The 20,283-nt window shown below is 25.3% G+C and carries 20 protein-coding genes; 19 read left to right on the forward strand and 1 reads right to left on the reverse strand.

The genetic code is table 11. The annotated features are described in order from the left end of the window. Positions 1-178: 178 nt before the first annotated feature. From ACEXNK_RS13075 to ACEXNK_RS13150, 16 genes are all read left to right on the forward strand, one after another. Positions 179-967: a DUF169 domain-containing protein gene (locus ACEXNK_RS13075; RefSeq protein ID WP_373598989.1), complete on the forward strand. Its 789-nt coding sequence runs from the start codon at positions 179-181 to the stop codon at positions 965-967. A gap of 14 nt (positions 968-981) precedes the next feature. After that, positions 982-1,635, forward strand: a complete 654-nt coding sequence (locus ACEXNK_RS13080; protein WP_373598990.1) for an ABC transporter permease — start codon at positions 982-984, stop codon at positions 1,633-1,635. A gap of 15 nt (positions 1,636-1,650) precedes the next feature. Continuing rightward, on the forward strand, positions 1,651-2,595 hold the full coding sequence (locus tag ACEXNK_RS13085) for an ABC transporter ATP-binding protein (RefSeq protein WP_373598991.1): 945 nt from the start codon (positions 1,651-1,653) through the stop codon (positions 2,593-2,595). Between the two features lie 13 nt (positions 2,596-2,608). Next, on the forward strand, positions 2,609-3,235 hold the full coding sequence (locus ACEXNK_RS13090; RefSeq protein ID WP_373598992.1) for an ABC transporter permease: 627 nt from the start codon (positions 2,609-2,611) through the stop codon (positions 3,233-3,235). Between the two features lie 28 nt (positions 3,236-3,263). Then, positions 3,264-4,193 carry an ABC transporter substrate-binding protein gene (locus ACEXNK_RS13095; RefSeq protein WP_373598993.1) on the forward strand — a complete coding sequence of 310 codons (930 nt, stop codon included), beginning with the start codon at positions 3,264-3,266 and terminating at the stop codon, positions 4,191-4,193. Between the two features lie 223 nt (positions 4,194-4,416). Beyond that, complete coding sequence (locus ACEXNK_RS13100; RefSeq protein WP_373598994.1) at positions 4,417-5,085, forward strand: response regulator transcription factor; 669 nt, start codon at positions 4,417-4,419, stop codon at positions 5,083-5,085. Next, positions 5,082-6,092 (forward strand): ATP-binding protein, encoded by a 1,011-nt coding sequence (locus ACEXNK_RS13105; protein ID WP_373598995.1) that lies wholly within the window; start codon positions 5,082-5,084, stop codon positions 6,090-6,092. Before ACEXNK_RS13100 ends, ACEXNK_RS13105 begins: the two co-directional genes overlap by 4 nt. A 143-nt stretch (positions 6,093-6,235) precedes the next feature. Continuing rightward, the gene (locus ACEXNK_RS13110) at positions 6,236-7,003 is read left to right on the forward strand and encodes an ABC transporter ATP-binding protein (protein WP_373598996.1); all 768 of its coding nucleotides are present in this window, start codon (positions 6,236-6,238) and stop codon (positions 7,001-7,003) included. Then, the gene (locus tag ACEXNK_RS13115; protein ID WP_373598997.1) at positions 6,993-9,059 is read left to right on the forward strand and encodes an FtsX-like permease family protein; all 2,067 of its coding nucleotides are present in this window, start codon (positions 6,993-6,995) and stop codon (positions 9,057-9,059) included. Before ACEXNK_RS13110 ends, ACEXNK_RS13115 begins: the two co-directional genes overlap by 11 nt. A 185-nt stretch (positions 9,060-9,244) precedes the next feature. Then, the gene (locus ACEXNK_RS13120) at positions 9,245-9,793 is read left to right on the forward strand and encodes a LytR/AlgR family response regulator transcription factor (protein WP_373598998.1); all 549 of its coding nucleotides are present in this window, start codon (positions 9,245-9,247) and stop codon (positions 9,791-9,793) included. Continuing rightward, positions 9,774-9,956, forward strand: a complete 183-nt coding sequence (locus tag ACEXNK_RS13125) for a LytR/AlgR family response regulator transcription factor (protein ID WP_373598999.1) — start codon at positions 9,774-9,776, stop codon at positions 9,954-9,956. The genes ACEXNK_RS13120 and ACEXNK_RS13125 overlap by 20 nt, the downstream gene beginning before the upstream one ends. Before the next feature lie 280 nt (positions 9,957-10,236). After that, entirely contained in the window at positions 10,237-11,280 is a 1,044-nt protein-coding gene (locus tag ACEXNK_RS13130) for a sensor histidine kinase (protein WP_373599000.1), read from the forward strand. Between the two features lie 270 nt (positions 11,281-11,550). Then, a complete protein-coding gene (locus ACEXNK_RS13135) occupies positions 11,551-14,793 on the forward strand; it encodes a ligand-binding sensor domain-containing protein (RefSeq protein ID WP_373599001.1) in 3,243 nt (1,080 codons plus the stop codon). A gap of 201 nt (positions 14,794-14,994) precedes the next feature. Beyond that, the gene (locus tag ACEXNK_RS13140) at positions 14,995-15,405 is read left to right on the forward strand and encodes a peptide deformylase (protein WP_373599002.1); all 411 of its coding nucleotides are present in this window, start codon (positions 14,995-14,997) and stop codon (positions 15,403-15,405) included. A gap of 195 nt (positions 15,406-15,600) precedes the next feature. After that, positions 15,601-16,050, forward strand: coding sequence for a hypothetical protein (locus tag ACEXNK_RS13145; protein ID WP_373599003.1), 450 nt, complete (start codon positions 15,601-15,603; stop codon positions 16,048-16,050). 97 nt (positions 16,051-16,147) lie between these two features. Next, positions 16,148-16,795, forward strand: a complete 648-nt coding sequence (locus ACEXNK_RS13150) for a CPBP family intramembrane glutamic endopeptidase (protein WP_373601608.1) — start codon at positions 16,148-16,150, stop codon at positions 16,793-16,795. Between the two features lie 68 nt (positions 16,796-16,863). Here the strand turns inward: ACEXNK_RS13150 and ACEXNK_RS13155 are convergent, their stop codons facing one another. Further along, a complete protein-coding gene (locus ACEXNK_RS13155) occupies positions 16,864-17,295 on the reverse strand; it encodes a hypothetical protein (protein ID WP_373599005.1) in 432 nt (143 codons plus the stop codon). 189 nt (positions 17,296-17,484) lie between these two features. Between ACEXNK_RS13155 and ACEXNK_RS13160 the strand changes: the two genes are divergently transcribed. The 3 genes from ACEXNK_RS13160 (at position 17,485) to ACEXNK_RS13170 (ending at position 20,280) form a co-directional block, all read left to right on the forward strand. Beyond that, positions 17,485-18,141 carry a pentapeptide repeat-containing protein gene (locus ACEXNK_RS13160; protein WP_373599006.1) on the forward strand — a complete coding sequence of 219 codons (657 nt, stop codon included), beginning with the start codon at positions 17,485-17,487 and terminating at the stop codon, positions 18,139-18,141. A 195-nt stretch (positions 18,142-18,336) separates the two neighbouring features. Continuing rightward, entirely contained in the window at positions 18,337-19,137 is an 801-nt protein-coding gene (locus ACEXNK_RS13165; protein WP_373601606.1) for a hypothetical protein, read from the forward strand. Between the two features lie 12 nt (positions 19,138-19,149). Further along, complete coding sequence (locus tag ACEXNK_RS13170) at positions 19,150-20,280, forward strand: ATP-binding protein (RefSeq protein WP_373599008.1); 1,131 nt, start codon at positions 19,150-19,152, stop codon at positions 20,278-20,280. The last annotated feature ends 3 nt before the right edge of the window (positions 20,281-20,283 follow it).

Below are 20,283 nucleotides of genomic sequence, written 5' to 3' on the forward strand. Positions count from 1 at the left end.
AAAAAATATTAGACAAAATTTATTATAGAAAAAAACTATAGTGAAAGGGTATATTATTGTTAGTTTATATACTAATTCAAATCAATATATATTTAACTGAATTTACTGTATAATGACAAATGTAAAAGCAAAATGTAGAAAATAAACAAAAAAAGGGGAATTTAGGGGAGTTTTATTTATGGACAATGAAATAAAAAAGTTTTTAGCGTGCTTAACAATGGATAGGCGTATTGTAGGAGTTAAATTTCTATTTAATGAAAAAGAATACGAGCAATCTGATGTAAAACCAGCAAAAACAAAATTATCATACTGTATGATGGTAAACATAGTTACAAGTGGAAAATCTATCAAAGTGAGAAATGAACATTTTTGGTGTAATTCCTCGGCAAGAGCCTTTGGAATAAAAGAAGTTGATGAAAAAGTTAAAGCAGGAATAGAGTATTTTTCATATGGACTTTACAATAGCTTAGGAACTGCAAGAAAAGTTTTTGATGAAGTAGTTTATTTAAATCATAATGTATATGGACTTGAACTAAGACCTATTGAAGAATTTAAAGACGAGCCACAAGTAGTGATTGCAATAAGTAAACCATATAATATTATGAGAATTATGCAAGGATATTCTTATGAATTTGGGTTTGCTAAAAATATAAGATTTGCAGGTAATCAAGGAGTATGTTCTGAATTAACAACAAGACCATATATGAATAATGATATAAATATTTCTGTTTTATGCTCTAATACAAGGCATTCTTGCAATTGGAGAGATGATGAAATAGGAGTTGGTATGCCTTATTCAATATTTAAAAAGGTCGTAAATGGAGTATTAGAAACAACAAATAGTGTAGAGCCTGATTACAGAAAAGATAAAATTATAGAAAAAGCTAAAAAAGAAAACTTAGATATAAATATAAAAAAAGGCGAGAATTATTATGGTTCTTGCTTAGGAGTAGCTAGGTTAGATTAAGGGGGAAATGAAATTTGGATATCGACATAATTAAATTTATTGATAAAAACTTAGATAGAATTACTGAATATATGATAAATCACTTTTCCTTATCTATATCTGCATTACTTATATCTTTAGTAGTATGGATACCTTTAGGAATATACATAACTAAACATGAAAAAATTGCAAAGAAAGTTATAGAATTTAGCAATATGTTATATTGCATACCATCTTTAGCTTTGTTTGCTGTGTTAATAACAATACCTCAACTAGGATTGGGTAGAAAATCAGCATTACTAGCTTTAGTTTTATATTCAATGATGCCTTTGGTAAGAAGTGTTTATACTGGACTTAAAGGAGTAGATGAATCAGTTATAGAAGCGGCAAAAGGAATAGGAATGAATCCGAAACAGATATTTATGGAAGTACAAATGCCATTGGCGGCTCCATCTATATTTGCAGGACTTAGAACTGTTACAGTAATGCTAGTTAGTTCGGCAGCATTAGCTACATACATAGGTGAAAAAAACTTAGGTAGGCTAATATCTCAAGGTTTATCAAGAGGAAATATTGAAATGGTTGTAGTAGGAGCTATAACTATTTCGCTAATAGCAATAATACTAGACAGTATATTAGCCTTTATAGAGAAAAGGATTTCATATGGAAATAAAAAACAATACATCTAAATAAAGGGGCATAAAATGATTAAATTAGAAAATATTACAAAAATCTATGATAATAATAAATTTCCTTCTGTAGATAATTTATCATTACACATAAAAAAAGGTGAGATATGTGTATTTCTTGGACCATCTGGATGTGGAAAAAGTACAACATTAAGAATGATAAATAAATTAATAGAACCTACGTCTGGGGAGATTGAAATAGATGGTAAAAACATAAAAGATAGTAATCCTGATAAGTTAAGAATGGGAATTGGATATGTAATTCAACAAATAGGATTACTACCACATAAAACAATAGAAGAAAATATTGCAGTAGTTCCTCGATTATATGGATGGGACAAAGAAAGAATAAAAAATAGAGTAACTGAGTTATTAGAACTTGTTGGATTAGATCCAAAAGTAGAAAGAAATAAACGTCCATCGCAATTAAGTGGAGGACAAACTCAAAGAGTAGGTGTTGCAAGAGCATTGGCATGTGAACCACCAATTATGCTTATGGATGAACCTTTTGGAGCAGTTGACCCAATAGCTAGAATGAATTTACAAAATGAGTTCTTAAAAATACAAAGAGAATTAAAAACTACTATTTGCTTTGTAACTCATGACATAGAAGAAGCTATAAAAATGGGAGATAAAATTGCTATTTTTAACAAAGGTAAAATTGTACAATATGATACGCCTTCTAATATATTAAAAAATCCAGCAGATGATTTTGTGAAAGATTTTATGGGAGAACATAGAGTTATAAAAAGCCTGTCTTTATACGAAGTAAAAGATGTGAAAGATTGTCTTGTAAAGGAAGCTAAATTAGATAAAAAAATTAATATTGATGTAGATTGTTCACTACAAAGTGCTCTTTCTATAATGATTGAAAATAACGTAGAGTACTTATCGGTAGTAGAAAATAATAAATTTTTAGGGTACATATCTTTTAAAAATATTAGAGAAAAATTTAATTAAAAGGGGATTTGATATGAGCTTATCACGTTTTTATGAAGCTTTATTTCATAGGGCTCCAATACAAGTTGTTATACATATAGCTATGGTAGTAGTAGCTGTTTTAATATCTATAGTAATTTCAATACCATGTGGAATATTTTTAAGTAGAGAAAAATATAAAAAGTATTCATGGATAGTTATAAACATATTAAATGTTTTTCAAACAATACCAGCTTTTGCATTTATAGCGGTATCAATGCCTTTACTTGGGTTAGGTTACAAACCTACAATAGTAGTTCTAGTTATTCAGAGCTTACTTCCAATAGCAAGAAGTACTATTGTTGGATTATGCGAAGTAAATGAAAATATTAAAGAAGCAGCTAAAGGTATGGGAATGAGTAAAAGCCAAATTTTATTCCAGGTAGAACTACCTTTAGCATTACCTATGATAATAAGTGGTATTAAAACATCTACAGTATATGTAGTAAGTGTAGCTACATTAGGAGGATTTATAGGCGCAGGTGGATTAGGTGTACTAATATCAAGTGGAATGAGTATGTTGTGGCCAGAATTTCTAATTGTAGGAGCTTTATTATGTGCAATAATTGCTATATCTATGGATAAGTTTTGGGGATTTATAGAAAAGAAAATAGCAGTATAAAATATAATCATAAATTTGGGGGATTAAAATGAATAAAAAATTAGTGAAAAAATTAGCTTTACTGTTAACGATGGGACTAACAATGGGAATGGCTGTTGGATGTAGCGGTTCAGATGCTTCAGAAAAAGAAGGTAGTGAAATAACAATAGGATCTAAAACATTTACAGAAAATATAGTTTTAGGAAAAATATTAGTTAAATATTTAGATAATCAGGGCTATAATGTTGTAGATGAAACTGGACTTGGGGAAACTGGAATAATCAGACAAGCAATAACATCAGGTGAGATTGATGGATGTTTTGAATATACAGGAACAGGTCTAATGCAATTTATGAAACATGATCCAGTATTTAACTCAGATGAATGCTATAAATTAATAAGAGATTTTGATAAAAAGAATGGAATCGTATGGTTAGACTATGCACAAGCTAATAATACATATGCATTAGCAATGCCTAAAGAAATTGCAGAAAAATATAATTTGAAAAATGCATCTGATTTAGCAAAAGCATATAATGATGGAAAACATATAAAATTTGTTACAGCAGCTGAATCATATGAAAGACCAGATATGATGCCAAGATTATTCTCTGTATATGGATTTAACATAGATCAAAAAGATAGATTAATGCTAGATTTAGGATTATTCTATGATGCATTAAAAAATGGTGAAGGTGAAGTAACAACTGGATTTATGACAGATGGAAGAATAAAATCAGATAACTTAGTTGTTTTAGATGATGATAAATCTGCATTTGCAGTTTATAACATAGCTCCTGTATTTAGACAAGAAACTATAGATGAATACCCAGAACTACCAGAAACAGTGAAAAAACTAACTGATTTATTAGATACAAAGACTGTTACAGAATTAAATTATAAAGTAGATGTTGATGGTCAAGAAATAGATGATGTAGTTGATACTTTCTTGAGTGAAAATGGGCTAGTTAAACAGTAATACGAAAATTGTAAATATCAAAATATTGGACTAAGAGAAACAGAAGCTTATAAAAATGGTAAATAAATAATAAAAACACTTACTTTAAAGTAGGTGTTTTTTTATAATCAAATTGGATTGAAAGAAAAATATAAATTATTAATAGTTATGTGTTAAATTGACAATATAATCAACTTAGTATTATATATTTAGTAAGAAAATAAATTATAAATGGGGAAAAAATATGTTTAATATAATGATAATAGACGACAATGAACAATTACAAAATGAGTTGGGGAATCTTTTAACGTCTAATGGATATTCGATAATAAAATCAAGAGAATTTAACGACATACCAAAACTAGTAAAAGAACAAAGTCCTCATCTAATTCTTTTAGATATCAATTTACCACAGGATGACGGATTTAAAATATGTACAGAAATAAGAAGCTTTTCTAATATACCAATAATATTTATAACAAGTAGAAATACAAACATTGATGAAATTATGGGAATAACTTTAGGAGGAGATGACTTTATAACAAAGCCATACAACATTCAAATTTTATTAGCAAGAATATCCTCTCTTTTAAAAAGAGCTTATCCAAATGAAAATACTACAGATACACTTGAATATAATAGATTAAAATTAAATATACTATCAAGCACAATAGAGTACGAAGGAAGTTCTATAGAACTAACTAAAAATGAACTTAAAATTTTGCATTACTTATTAAATAATAACGGAAAAATAGTTTCTAGATATGACATAATGGAGTATTTATGGGATAGCTCTTTATTTGTAAATGATAATACTCTTACCGTGAATATAACCAGAATAAGAAATAAGTTAGAAGAAATTGGAGTAAAGGATCTTATAAAAACTAAAAGAGGACAAGGGTACATTATATGACTTTAATAGATTATTTAAAAAGTAGAACTATAGTAATTTTATTAAATACTATTTCACTTATAATGCTAATAGTCTTCTTGCTTAGTGTAGGAAACACTTTTGAAACTATAAAAGTTATTATAGGAGTTTGGATTTTAGTTTTAAGTTTATTTTTAACTTATGAATATAAAAATAGAAAAATATTTTTTAGTGAAATATTAAAATGTGTAGAAAACCTAGATAAAAAATATCTTATAAGTGAGGTAGTAGAAAAACCTCCTTATATCGAAGCTAGTTTATATTATTATTTATTAAAAAAAGCAGGCAAATCTATGCGTGATGAAATTAATGTAGAAGTAAAAAAACGTAAAAATTATAAAGAGTACATAGAACAATGGGTACATGAAATAAAAACACCAATATCTTTAATTAAATTAATAGAAGAAAATAATAAAACAAGCAAATCATCAGCAGTATTACAACAATTAGAAGATATTGATAGATACGTAGAACAAGCTTTATTTTATGCAAGAAGTGAAGATGTAGAAAAAGATTACTTAATAAAAGAAATCTATTTAGAAGAATGTGTAAATAAAGTAATAACAAGAAATAAGCAGGTATTTATTTTAAACAATATAGGCATCGAAATAGAAGATATAGATATATGTGTTTATTGTGATAGTAAGTGGTTGGAATTTATATTAAATCAAATAATAGTAAATTCTGTGAAGTATAGAAATAATGAGAACTCTATGATTAAAATAAAATCTATACCTATAAAAAATGGAAATCAACTTATCATAGAAGACAATGGTATAGGTATACCTAAAGATGAAATAAATCGAGTTTTCGAAAAGGGTTTCACAGGAAACAAAGGAAGAATAACGAGTAAATCTACAGGAATTGGATTATATTTATGTAAAAAATTATGTGACAAATTAGGCTTATTAATAAAAATAGAATCAGAAGAAAACTTATATACGAGAGTAATAATTACATTTCCAAAAGGAAGTTTTTCTAAATTTTAATATTGTGACAATGGTCAAAGTCGTTGGCGATAGGAGTCAGCGACTTTTTGTTTTGTTAATGTTACGATAATGTCATGTTAAAGTAATATTAAATCGAATCAGGCAATATGAAAATGGGTTAGAATTGTATCGAGGTGATAATTATGGGTGAAATATTAAAAATAGAAGATGTTCAAAAATATTATGGGAATAAAGGAAACGTAGTAAAAGCTATTGATGATATAAGTTTTTGTGTAAAAAAAGGGGAATTTATAGGTGTAATGGGCCCATCGGGTTCGGGGAAAACAACATTATTAAATTTAATAGCAACAATAGATGAAGTAAGTTCAGGTCATATTTATTTAGGTGGTAAAGATTTAACTGAAATAAATCAAAAGAATATAGCAAAATTTAGAAGAGAAAACTTAGGATTTATATTCCAAGATTTTAATTTATTAGATACTTTAACTATTCATGAAAATATAGCATTGGCTTTAACGATAAACAAAGCTAAAAAAAGTGAAATAGACAATAGAGTAGTAGAGATAGCAAAAGAGTTAGGAATTGAAGAATTACTTGAAAAGTATCCATATGAAGTATCGGGAGGACAAAAACAAAGAACTGCTTGTGCAAGAGCATTAATAACAAATCCCAAACTTATCTTAGCAGATGAACCAACAGGAGCACTTGATTCTAAATCAGCTCAGATGCTAATTGAAATGATTTCAAATTTAAATAAAGATTTAGGTGCTACAATTTTAATGGTAACTCATGATTCTTTTACAGCAAGTTATTGCGATAGGATTTTATTTATAAAAGATGGGAAGATATTCACGGAATTAATTAAAGGAGAAAATACTCGTAGACAGTTTTTCAATAAAATATTAGATGTAGTTGCGTTGTTAGGTGGTGATGTAAGGGATGTACGTTAAATTAGCACTAGGCAATGCAAAGAAAGCTATTAAAGATTATTTAATTTATTTCATAACTATAACACTATGTGTAAGTTTGTTTTATGCTTTTACATCATTATCAAGTGAAGATTATAAGCTAATCACAGCAGATTCTTTTAATTTTGAAGCTTTGAAAATTATGTTGAAATATTCAACTTACATAATTACAGCAATATTATCTATTCTTGTGATATATGTAAATAAATATATGATAAGAAGAAGACAAAGAGAGTTTGCAACCTATATTTTACTCGGTACGGAGCAAAGAAGTGTTGCATATATGTTTTTCATTGAAACTTTGATAGTAGGAATTATGGCTATAATATGTGGAATATTTATCGGAACATTATTTTCACAGGTAGTTACTGCAATAGTTCTTGCTAGTGCAAAACAAGAAATAACTTTTAATTTTAGATTGTATATGGATACTGTAGCTATAACTTTTATATTTTTTATAGCAATGTTTTGTATAATAGGACTTTCTAATACTAGAGTATTAAAAAAAATAAAGCTTATAAATATGATGAATGCACACAAGCAAGTTGAGTTTCAATTTAAAAGAAGTAAAAAAACATATATTATAGTATTTATTATGTCGGTAATTTCATATAGTATTTGTGGTTATTGCACATTTAAATTAATAAAATCAATTGATGAACCTATAAACTTAATACTAGATAAAATGATTCTAGAAGTTATATCTTTAGGAATGTTTATAGTAGGTACATATTTACTATTTTATTCTATGGCTTACATAATGATACATATAAAGAATAAGTGCATAAATTTCAAATATGAAAATACAAACCTATTTTTAATAGGATCATTAGTTTCAAAAATTAAGTCAGCCCCAATTTTAATGGCTACAATAGCATTAACATTTTTAGGTGGAGCAATAAGCTTTATTTTAACTCTTTTTCTATCTCAATGGACTGTAGGGTATTTAGATTTTAGAGTACCTTTTGATATAGAAATAAGAAATGAGTATTCTTATTTTTTAAGTGAAGATAATGGAATAAAGAAAATAGATGATATACCAAAGTTAGATTATAGCGAAGTTGTTAAACATTTAAATGATGAAGATTATGATGTAGAAAGTTATTGTCAGGTAGAAAAATACTTTATTAATAAAGATGATTTTAATATAAGGAATGTAAATAAAGGACCTATATTAGCTATAAAGCTAAGCGATTTTAACAAGTTAAGAAGTATGTTAGGTTATAAAGAAATAAAACTTAATTATGATGAATTCACTACACAGTGGCATGGAATGAGTGATCAAAGTGAGATAAATAAATATATAAAAGAAAATCCAACTATAAATATTAATGGACATCAGTTAAAGATCAGTCGTAACTCATATTATAAGGATTCTATTGGAGAAGGAATTTATAATTTTTATTGTAATAACCTTATAATTTTACCAGATAAGATGTGTGAAAAGTTAGCTTTAGCAAGTACAGATTTTTTTGCTAATGTAAAAGATGAATCAATTTATAAAGCAAAAGAATTTGAAGCTAATTATGTATATGATTGGTTTAATAAAAATAACAAAAATTTAGTTGAAGAATATAAAGAGTCAAGTGATTATCTTATTGATTCTAGAATAAAAGTTATAGAAACTAATGAAATTTTAAATACAACATTAGCTATGAGGATTTTAGGAATATATTTAGGAACAGTGCTACTTATGATAAGTTTAACAGTTCTTTCGCTTAAACAGTTATCAGATTCTATAGAGCATAAAGATAGATTTGGAGTACTTAAGAAACTTGGGGTGGAGGATAGCGAAATAAATAAGATTATTTTAAAGCAAATATCTATTTGTTTTATAACACCTATAATTATTGCGATAGTTGGATTTGTGATTTTTATATATAATTTCTATCTTATATACGAACCAGTGATTAGTTCATATATTGGAGGTACAACTTTCATTTTAAGTATAATAATTGCAGTAGTTTTAATCATTTGTATTTATTTAGTTTATTTCACAGGTACATATTATACTTTCAAAAGAAATATAAAAAAATAACTTAATATATAGTTTACTAATGAAGTATAGAAGCGTATTGATATAAAAAGCAATACGCTTTTTTATTTAACTGATGAAGTATTAGATAATTTTTTAGGGATTATATATTAGATAGTTGTAGTTAAATAAAATTAAATATAAAATATTAATTATATAGTAGCTAAAATATAGGGGGTATTATACAAATGAAAGTAGCTATATGTGAGGATCAATCTGAGCAAATTGATTTACTTAATAATAAGATTAAAAAGTGGGCAAAGGATAAAGATATTAATATATCAATTGATGATTTTACAAGTGCAGAATCATTTTTATTTCAATGGTTAGATTATGATAAATATGATGTTGTATTTTTAGATATAAATATGAGTAAGATGTCAGGAATTGAGTTATCTAACATAATTAGAGAAAAAAATAAAACTATTGATATTGTATTTGTAACAGGATTTTTTAAATATGCATTACATGGATATAGAGTAGGAGCATTACAATATTTAATGAAGCCTATAAATACATTAGATTTATATTCTTGTTTAGATAAGGTATTATATAGAACAAATGGCAAGGATGAAACATCTAAACTTATTGTAGAAACTACAAAAAAAGTTATAAAGTTAGATTACAATGAAATATATTATTGTATAATGTTTTCACCATATATAGATGTTCATACAAAATCAGAAAAAAATAGTACTAAGAAAGAAAATAAGCGAAATGGAGAAAATTTTACCTAGCAAATATTTTGTTAGATGTCATAGATCGTATATAGTAAACGTAAAACATATTAAAACAATCACAAAGAATAATGTATTCCTGGAAAATGGAGTTAAAGTACCAATAAGTAGAGGTAAATATAAGGAAATAAACGATACCTTTATAGATTACATTAGTGAGTAAAGGTTTAGGTAAGGTTATGACTAGTTTATATATTTTTGAAGTAATAATGGATTTTTTTAGAGCGATTATGACTGTTTATTTTTTTAATAGGATTATGCCTCCTAGAAATAAAAAATATAGCAAAGTATATGGAATTGTTATGGTTATAGTTTATACACTAATATCATCAAATAGGGTAAATCATATAGTTTATAGAATGAAAGATTATCAGGTGTTTATATTTATATTTATATGTTATACTTTGGTATTTATATACCCTCTTCTATTTAGAAGAGGGAGGATGTCAGAAAAAGTTTTTTTATCATCATTTTATATTAGCGCTATACTAGCAAGTTCTTTTATAGTATATATAATATTAGCAAAAGTTTTTAATGTAAAACTAGTAGAATTATTTCTAGACGTTAGTTACAAAAGAATTATAGGGTTAATTATTAGTAGGTTTATTCAATTTATGATTGTTTGTATATTTTTAAATAATATAAATTTCATAAAATACGCAAAATATAAAACATTATATGTAGTAGGTTTTATTTTATTTTTAAACCATATAATAATTTTTGTAATAGAAAGATATTTAATTAAAAACTTACATAAAATAAATATGTATATTATTGTTATTGCCATTAGCATTGGTATTATACAAATATTATTAGTAGATATATTAAATATATTTTCTAAAGAGATGGAAGAAAACTTTATATTGAAAATGAATTTAAATCGTAAAATATACGATGAAGAAATTATAGATATGTATAAGAAGATGACAGGTTGGAAACATGACTTTAGAAATCATATAAATATGATTTTAGGCTTAGTAGAAGCAAATAGTAAAGACGATGTTATTTCGTACATAAATGAAATTGATATTGGGATTAGGGAGTTGGATAAAAATATATATACAGATAATATAGCAATAAATTCTATATTAGTGAGTAAAATTAAAGTTGCAAAATATAAAAATATAAAAGTAAACTTAGATATAAAAATAAATTCAGAAATAAAAATTTCAAATGTGGATATCTGTATTATATTAGGAAATTTATTAGATAATTCTATTGAGGCATGTAGTGTTATTGAGGGATATAAATTTATTGATTTAAGAATAATTTCAGAGAATAATAGATTGGTAATAAAAATCAGCAATAATACTAATGGATATGTGAATGAGATTAATGGTAAGTTTCTAACAACGAAAAATAATGAAATAAATGGTATTGGCTTAATTCAAATTGATAGTATAGTAAAAAAACATAATGGATATATCAATAGAAAACATGAAAACAACATATTTATGACATATGCGATGATACAATATGAAGATTAAATATAATATATAAAAGGATACTGATGTTAAGTAGTATCCTTTTTTTTATAAGAAAATAACTTCTAACTAAGTTAAATGAAATTATTATATGTGCAATTTAGATATAAAAAAAGCCATTTAACGACAAATTTAAATTAAATCGAACGAAATAAATTAAAATATTATTGATACGCATAAAAATTCAGTAGAAAATAGGGTTTTATTTAATTTTTTACATTAATATGAAAAATTAAATATATAGAGAATTAATAATGTGGGGTTATAAAGGATATGAGATTTAAAATTTTAATAGTATTTATTTTACTCAATATTTTAATACCTATGAAGTCATGGGCAGCAACATTAAGTAATGCAAAATTTGAACATATATCTATAGATGAAGGTCTCTCTAATGAGTATATAACATCAATATTTCAAGATAGTAAGGGATATATGTGGATAGGAACAAAAGATGGGCTCAATAGATATGATGGAGAAAGAATAAAAATATACAATTGTAATGCTGAAGACAAAAACACTTTGAGTTCAACGTACATAACAGATATAGAAGAAGACTCAAAGGGGAATATATGGATAGCCACTGACCACGGATTAGATTTTTTAATCAAGGATACGGACACTATTGTAAGAATGAAAGATATCAAAAATAAATATAATCTAGGTAATTTTAAAATAACTTCATTACTAAAGAGTAGCTATGAAGAGAATATTATGTGGGTAGGTACTGAAGATGGCTTAATAAAAATAAATATAGAAGATAAAATAGTTGAAGCTTTTTATGATGATTCAAACAACAGCAATTCGTTAACTAGTGCGTCAATAACATGTCTAGAAGAGGGAGAAGAAAACCTTTTATGGGTAGGAACAAAAAGTGGACTAAATGTAATAGATAAAAACTCAAAAGTACTAAATAGTAGGAGCACTAAAATTATCAAAGATAAATTATTCATTTATTATATATCAAAAGATAAAGAAGGTAATATGTGGATATCTACTAAAACAGGGTTGTTTATGTACAATATAAGTAAAGGGCAAAGGGGTTTTTTACTTAGAGTTAATGGAGATGGGATTAAAAAGTATAATATAAATGAAGGAAATATAGATCATATCTATACTTTTAATAATAATGAAGTAAAATTTTATAACAATTTCATATTTAATGACAGTGAGAATAACACATGGATATCTGGTTGTGATGGTGCGATAAAGTATTCAAAAGAAAAAAGAGAGTTTAATGTATTTAAAAAAAATATAAATTACAAGAATTCTATCACAAGTAATGTTATAACATGTTTTTATGAAGACTCTAATGGTACTATATGGATAGGAACAGATAAAGGAGCAAACATATTAAATGACAATGATATGTTCAATTATATTAATAAAGAAGATGGTAAAGATATAGTATCTATATTGCGGCATGATAAAAAGGTTTGGGTAGCTACTAAATTCAAAGGTATATATATATACAATGAAGCAAATGGACATTTAATTAAGAAAATAAAGGAAGATGAAATTAATTTAAGTGGTAAATATATAAAAAGTTTATTTGAAATAAATGACAGATATATTCTTATATCAACTAATAAAGGATTAATAGTTTTTGATACACAAGAATATTTATCTAGAGAAATAATAATTGGAGATGATTATTCTACTGAATTAAACTATATGTATAACGATGGCAAATACATATGGTTAGCTACTACAACTGATTTTTATTGCTACTGTATTAATACAGGAAAAAAGGTAGATAATAGCAACAATATGAAGAAACTAGGCATAAATACAGGCAATATAAAATATATATTACAAGATAATAAAGATGAAAATATAATTTGGCTAGGTGGAGTTAATATTGGATTGATTAAGTATCATAAACAAAAAGGAGTTTTAGAAAAATATGTAAATGATTCTTTAAATGAAAACTCTTTAATTAATGATTATATAAACTGTATGACATTTGATAATGATGGTAACTTGTGGATAGGCACAAATATAGGACTTAGTAAATTTGATATTAAAGCTAATAAATTTACCTCTTATACTACGGCTGAAGGATTAGTAAATAATTTTATAAACTCAATTTTAATTGATGATAATAGGGATATTTGGGTAAGTACTAATAAAGGTTTAAGTAAATTTGATATTAAAAAAAATAGATTTACAAACTTTACAAAAATGGATGGATTATATGGATATCAATTTAATTTAAATTCAAGCTTAAAACTTAAAAGTGGGACTATTATATTTGGTAGTACAGATGGTTGTACGTACTTTAACCCAGATGATTTAATTGATTATAAAATACACAGAGATGAGGTCGTAATTGGAGATATTTTTATTGGAAAAAACAAAGCTGTTTATGATGGAAATGAGATGATTTTGGAACCTGATTACAAAAATTTGTATATTAACTTTTTTTTACCTAATTATGAAAATTTAAATAATATAACTTATGAATATATGCTTGAGGGAATTGATTCACAATGGATATATCTTGATTCTCAGAGTAATTTAGATTTCAAAACTTTAGAGCCTGGAAAATATACTTTAAAAATAAGAGCTAGGGATGGCCATGGAGAATTAACTAAAGAAAATAGTATTAATATAAGAGTAAAAAAACCTATTTGGAAAACATCTTTAGCTTATTTAATATATATATCTATAATAATTGGTATGGCTATTTGTATATTTAACTATGTAAAAATATTACAGCATTTAGTAGATCAAAAAACAATGAAACTAAATAAACAATTAGAAGAAAATAAAAAACTAAGCGAAGAAATAATTGATAATGAAAAATTTAAAAATAATTATTTTGTGAACTTATCTCATGAACTTAGAACTCCAATAAATGTTATAGTATCAACATTACAATTAATAAAACTACTTAGTAAAGATAAAAATATTACATATGAAAAATTTAATCAATATATTAACATAATAAGCAAAAATTGTGATAATTTATTGAAAATAATAAATGATATTATAGATAGTTCAAAAATAGAAACTGGAAAGTATAAAATTAATAAAAAAAATAATGATATAGTATATATAGTTGAGGAAGCTGCACTTAATATGAGTAAATTTATAGAAGATAAGGGATTGTCCCTTATAATTGATCCTGATATGGAAGAACAAATAATATCTTGTGATGAAACTGAAATAGAAAGATGTATAATCAACTTAATAGGTAATGCAGTTAAATTTACTCAAGAGGGTGGAGAGATACGTATATATATTGAAGAGGTTGAAAATAATATTGAGATAACGATAGAAGATACAGGAATTGGTATATCAAAAGAAGATCAAGAGTTTATATTTAAACGATTTTCACAAGTTGATGATGGTACGGGAGCTACGAAGACAAGCAGTAGTGGGATAGGACTTACACTTGTTAAATATATAGCAGAACTTCATGGTGGATATATTAAACTTGAAAGTGAGGTTAATAAAGGGAGCAGGTTTACTATAGGAATTCCAAATGTAGTAGAAAATGCTAAGTATTAATCATTAATATAAGAATATATTAACTTAATATACTTTCAAATACATTGATAAATTTATCAATGTATTTTTTTTTATGAAGAATAATTAAAAAAATAAATAATTTTATGATTATACAATGAGGATATATTAGAGTATACTTTTAAGATATGGAATATAAATTAATATTAACCTATTGCAGAAATAAGAAAGGCTGGGATAAGAATGATAAGAAACATTGTAAAAGATATAGCATTTTTAGAACAAAAATCAGAACTTGCAACTAAAGATGATATAGAAGTTATTAATGATTTAACAGATACATTAAAAGCAAATTTAGATCGTTGTGTGGGTATGGCTGCTAATATGATAGGAGTTAAAAAACGTATATTAGTATTTACTGTAGGTAGTATTATAGTTCCTATGGTAAACCCAGTTATACTAAAAAAAGAAAAGCCTTATGAAGCTGAAGAAAGTTGTTTATCTTTAGAAGGATTTAGAAAAACAACTAGATATGAAAGTATTGAAGTTGAGTATTTAGATGTAAATTTCAAAAAGCATAAGCAAGTATTTACAGGGTTTACAGCTCAAATAATTCAACATGAAGTAGATCATTTTGAAGGAATAATAATTTAATATATAATATTAACTTTATAGCAACAATCATTAAGTAAACTTATAGAATTTGTTTTAAATATAATCTTTTCAGAAAATTACAATCAATTACAAAAAAATGACAAAATATAACAAATAATAAAAATAATAATAATTTTCAGTTATACTTAAATTACCTTATAAAATAAGGGCTATATAATTCAAGGAGGAGATTTTTTGAAAAAAAGTAGTTTAAGTAAAAGTATTGTATTAGCTTTAATTGGATTTACTATTTCAACTCCGACATTTAGTACAGTTTCAGCCTTAGAAGCTAGGAGTAAAGAGCCTGTAGTAGAGGAAATTGTAAAAAAACAAGATGTTCCTAAATTGGAATATTCGTGCTCTACAGAAGACTGGAGAGTAGCTTCAAAATCTATAAGAACTATATCTAAGAAATATAATGGAACGGTAACAAAAACTACTACTACTGCATACAATGCAGGAATTAGTATTAAGTTTCTAAATTTAGGTTCTTCTAAAACATATTCTGAAACTAAAAAATTCAAAACATATAGACTAAAAAGAGAAGTTAAAGTGAAGTTTAAAGTCTATGATAGAATGGGTCATTTTTTAAGATATGAAAATATCAAAAAAATAGCAACTACAACATATTATGAGCCAATTTAAGGATAAAACTACAACTTTAACTATAACATTGTTTATAGTTAAAGTTGTATTTCTAATATTAATTGCAAGGCTAATACAACAAATTATAAACATTCCAATGCATATTTGTATTTTGCTAGTAGGTATAACTTGGAATTTTAAGGATAAAGATAAAATTAAGATTCAAAGTATCAAAAATCAAAAGTGGAGTGGGCTTATAACTTTATCAATAGTAATAATTTTTTCAGAATTAATAATATATAATTTTTTTTATTTGAAAAAATATAATTCTATAAATTTATATTATTACAATATAATTACACCTATAATAATATTTCAAGTATTTAATTGTTTAATAGAAGAATACTTTTTCAGATATTTACTTTTTGAAAAAATTAAGCTACAAGTATTGGACAATAGGAAATATAAAATTTTAATTAGTAGTTTTATTTTTGGATTATATCATGTAATTTTTTTAGAACAAGAGGTGCTTATTAGTTATTACTTGGCATTATTTATAGCTACATCATTAGCAGGTATAGGATTAGGAACTATATATGAAGATTCATCAAACTGGATATATGTAGCTATCTTACATTCTATATATAATATAATGCAAAACCTTATGATACTTAATTTAGATATGGACAAATTAAATATAAATAATACTTTTATTATGAGTTTTTACTTAGGAGGATTATTTATTTTGTTATCGATAATATATAGAACTATATTTTACAATAAAAATAAATTATTTAAAAGTTGATAAGCAACTGAAAATTATATTTCAAATTCAGTTGCTTTTTTTGATTTGATTTTTAAATTATAAAATAATTAACGTTTCATGATACCTAAATCAGAAAGCATATCAGATATACCATATATCTCATCATATTTAGAATAATATTCTTTAAATACATCGTCGACAGAAGAATCTTTATAAACTTCAAAATCAATTCCTTTAAATTCTGCTCTAATGCATTTTAAAGTAGTTTCATCTAAATAATTTTTTAATCTAACTATATAATCTTTTATATCTTCATTATCTAAAACTTTTAACTCATCAATATTTTCAGCAACTATATATGCAGACTCATTTATTTCATCTTCTGAAATACTCTTGCTCAATTGATTTTTTATATTTGCTAGTTCTTCTTCTGTAAACTCTAAGTCATCTAAATTTTTACCTTCTAAAATTTCTTGTATCTTATCTAAAATCATAGCATCATTCCATGCGTACTCTTTATTACTAAATTTATTGTTCATTTTAAAAATCTCCTAAATTAAATTTAATGTTATTATATCAAAAATAAAGCTAGTGTAGTATTAGAAGTAATTTGTAATAAGCTTGTTATGCCTGTGTTTATATGATAACATTAGGGAATAATTATTATGAAAACAAGAATAAAGCTCATATACTTTTAGGTATAAGGGCTTTTAAATTACGGAGGAAAAATGAATAATAAAGCAAAAAAAGAAACAGCATTAAAATACAACAAAGCTAAAAAAATGGATAAAAACTTTATGTATCAAGATTTAAAAAGAAGTAACTGTTACAACACTGATTTTTCAAACTCAAACTTTAATTTCACATCTTTAAGAGGAGCACACTTTAAATCTTGTAACTTTTACGGATGTACTTTTAAATCATCAGAAATAATAGGTTCAAACTTAAAAAGAAGTAAATTTAAAAATGCAAAGTTTGAAAATACTGTATTTGAAGGAGTTAACTTAGAGGAAGTAGATTTTTCAGGAGCAAAGTTTAAAAACGTAATATTTGTAGATACAGATATAACTAAAGCTACAAATCTTAATACAAATTCACCTCAAATAAAAGTATTTGAAAAAATGCCAGAAATAGATATGAGTGAAAGATTAGAAAACGCAGTTAAATTTGCAATGAAAAACGAGTATGTAAAAAAATCAAGAGCATTAGATACTAAAGACGGTGGAATAAATACTGTAAGTGTTATGATACTTTTAGAAAACTTTAAAGAAAAGCAATTAATAGATGGATTGATGTTAATTGGAGAAAGAATAGATAAAGAATTTTGTACATTAAGTTATATAATAAAGAATTTAGAAAATTATAAGTCTCAAGGTTTATTATAAATTATATATGAGGTGAAAAAACCCCTAGTACTATTATGGTATTAGGGATTTTTTATACTTATTTTATATTTAAAACAATTAAATATTTAAAAAATTGTAATAATTATGCTGTTTAAAAGTACAAAAAAAGTATATTAATTATAATAAGAAAAAATTATACCTAAATAAAATAATCGGAAATAGAAAGGCATAATTATGGAAGCAGAAAAAATTATTAAAATGATAAACAATAACCCGTCTGTTATAAAAACTATAGATAATCCAACTGATGAAATGAAACTATTAGCAATTAAAAAGAATGGACTTTTACTAGAATATATAGAAAATCCAACTATTAAAATGCAAGAACTTGCAATAGAAAACAATGCTAGAGCAATCAAATATATAGAAAATCCAAGTGAAAAAATGATGCTAAAAGCTATAAATGATGGATGGACTATACTAGAACTAATTAAAAATCCAACACAAAAAGTAATGGAGATGGCTATAGATAAAGCAGGATGGGCAATTCAATATATAAAAAATCCAAGTGAAAAATTACAATTATTAGCAGTGAAAAAAAATTATGACTCGCTAAAATATATAAAAGAACCTTATGAAAGTGTTCAAATAGAAGGTATAAAAATAAGCTATGATGCATTGAGATACATAGAAAATCCTAATCATAATGCAGAAATCCTAGCTATAAAAAATAATGAAGCGGCTATTAGATTTATAAACGACTTAGATACAGAAAAAATGATAGAATTTTTAAAAGTAAATATTTTAGTAATTAAATACATTGCAAATAAAATATCTAGAGAAGAATTAGAAAATGTATTAAAAGAAACTTTATCAAAAGAAGATGTTGAAGAAAAGTACGTTAGAGATTTCTTAAACTGTAAATCTATAGATACAAATAACAATATATCAATGGACAAAACAATGTTCATTTATAAGTACGGAAGTAAAAAAGCAAAGAAAATAGCAGTAGACGAAAAATTAAAAATGATTTAGGAGAGAAAGAAAATGAATTTTGTAGATACATTAAAGAGCGTAGACTTAGTATTATCTACTGGAGAAGTACCTCTAGTAGTAGGGGAAAGTGGAATCGGAAAAACAGCTTTAGCAAAAAAACTTGCTAAAGAAAATAATTGGAGTTTAGTAGTAGTTGATGGAAATCTTCTTAAAGAAGGAGAAATAGGAGGACTTCCTACAGTAGAATCTTATACAATGATAAATTCTAATGGAAATGAAATAGAAAAAAAGACAACAGTATATGCTGTTCATAACAAGTTAAAAGAAATAGACGAAGAAATATCTAAAGGTAATACAGTACTTTTATTTATAGATGAAATAAATCGTTGTGAACACACAGTTCAACAAGAACTTATGAACTTAATATTAAATAGAGAAATCAACGGATATAAATTAAGTGATGAAGTGAAAATATTAGCGGCTATGAACCCATCAAGTAAGTATGGTTCAGACTTTGACTATCAAGTTGTAGATATGGATGCAGCACAGGAAAATAGATTTGTATGGCTAAACATGGAGGCAGACCATACTCAATGGCTAAGATGGGCAATAGATGCAGGGATTGAACAAAAAGTTATAGAGTTTATATCGACTTTCCCAGAGTACTTACATAAAATAAATGTAGATGATGTAAGAGCAACTCCAAGAAGTTATGAAAGAGTTTCTAAAAGTTATAAGGTATATAAAGAACAAAAGGATTCAATACCTAGAGATGTATTTTTAAATGTTATAAAAGGAAATGTAGGAAAAGTTATAGCACAAGAATTTATAAGCTTTGTAGAATCTGATCATAGTCCATTAATATCTTATAAAGATGTTTTTTCAGGAACTAATCTTGATGAAAATATAGTAGAAAAAATAAAGAATGAAAGTCATACAAGATTATACTTATCAGCTATGAACATTTTAAGAGCATTAGAGTTAAAGGTGAAAAATGATAACTTTGATTCAGAGTTTTACACTAATAGATTAGTAGAGTTTTTAAAAGTATATCCAGTAGATTTAATGATAGGGATTATGAAAGATATGAAAAATAACTATAGTGAAGTGTATAAAAAAGCTATAGAAAATGAAGAATTTGTAGAGGCGTATTTAGAATCTTACAGTATGATAAGAGGTTAGATT

This window comes from Paraclostridium bifermentans, from assembly GCF_964259345.1.
Classification (GTDB): domain Bacteria; phylum Bacillota; class Clostridia; order Peptostreptococcales; family Peptostreptococcaceae; genus Paraclostridium; species Paraclostridium bifermentans_B.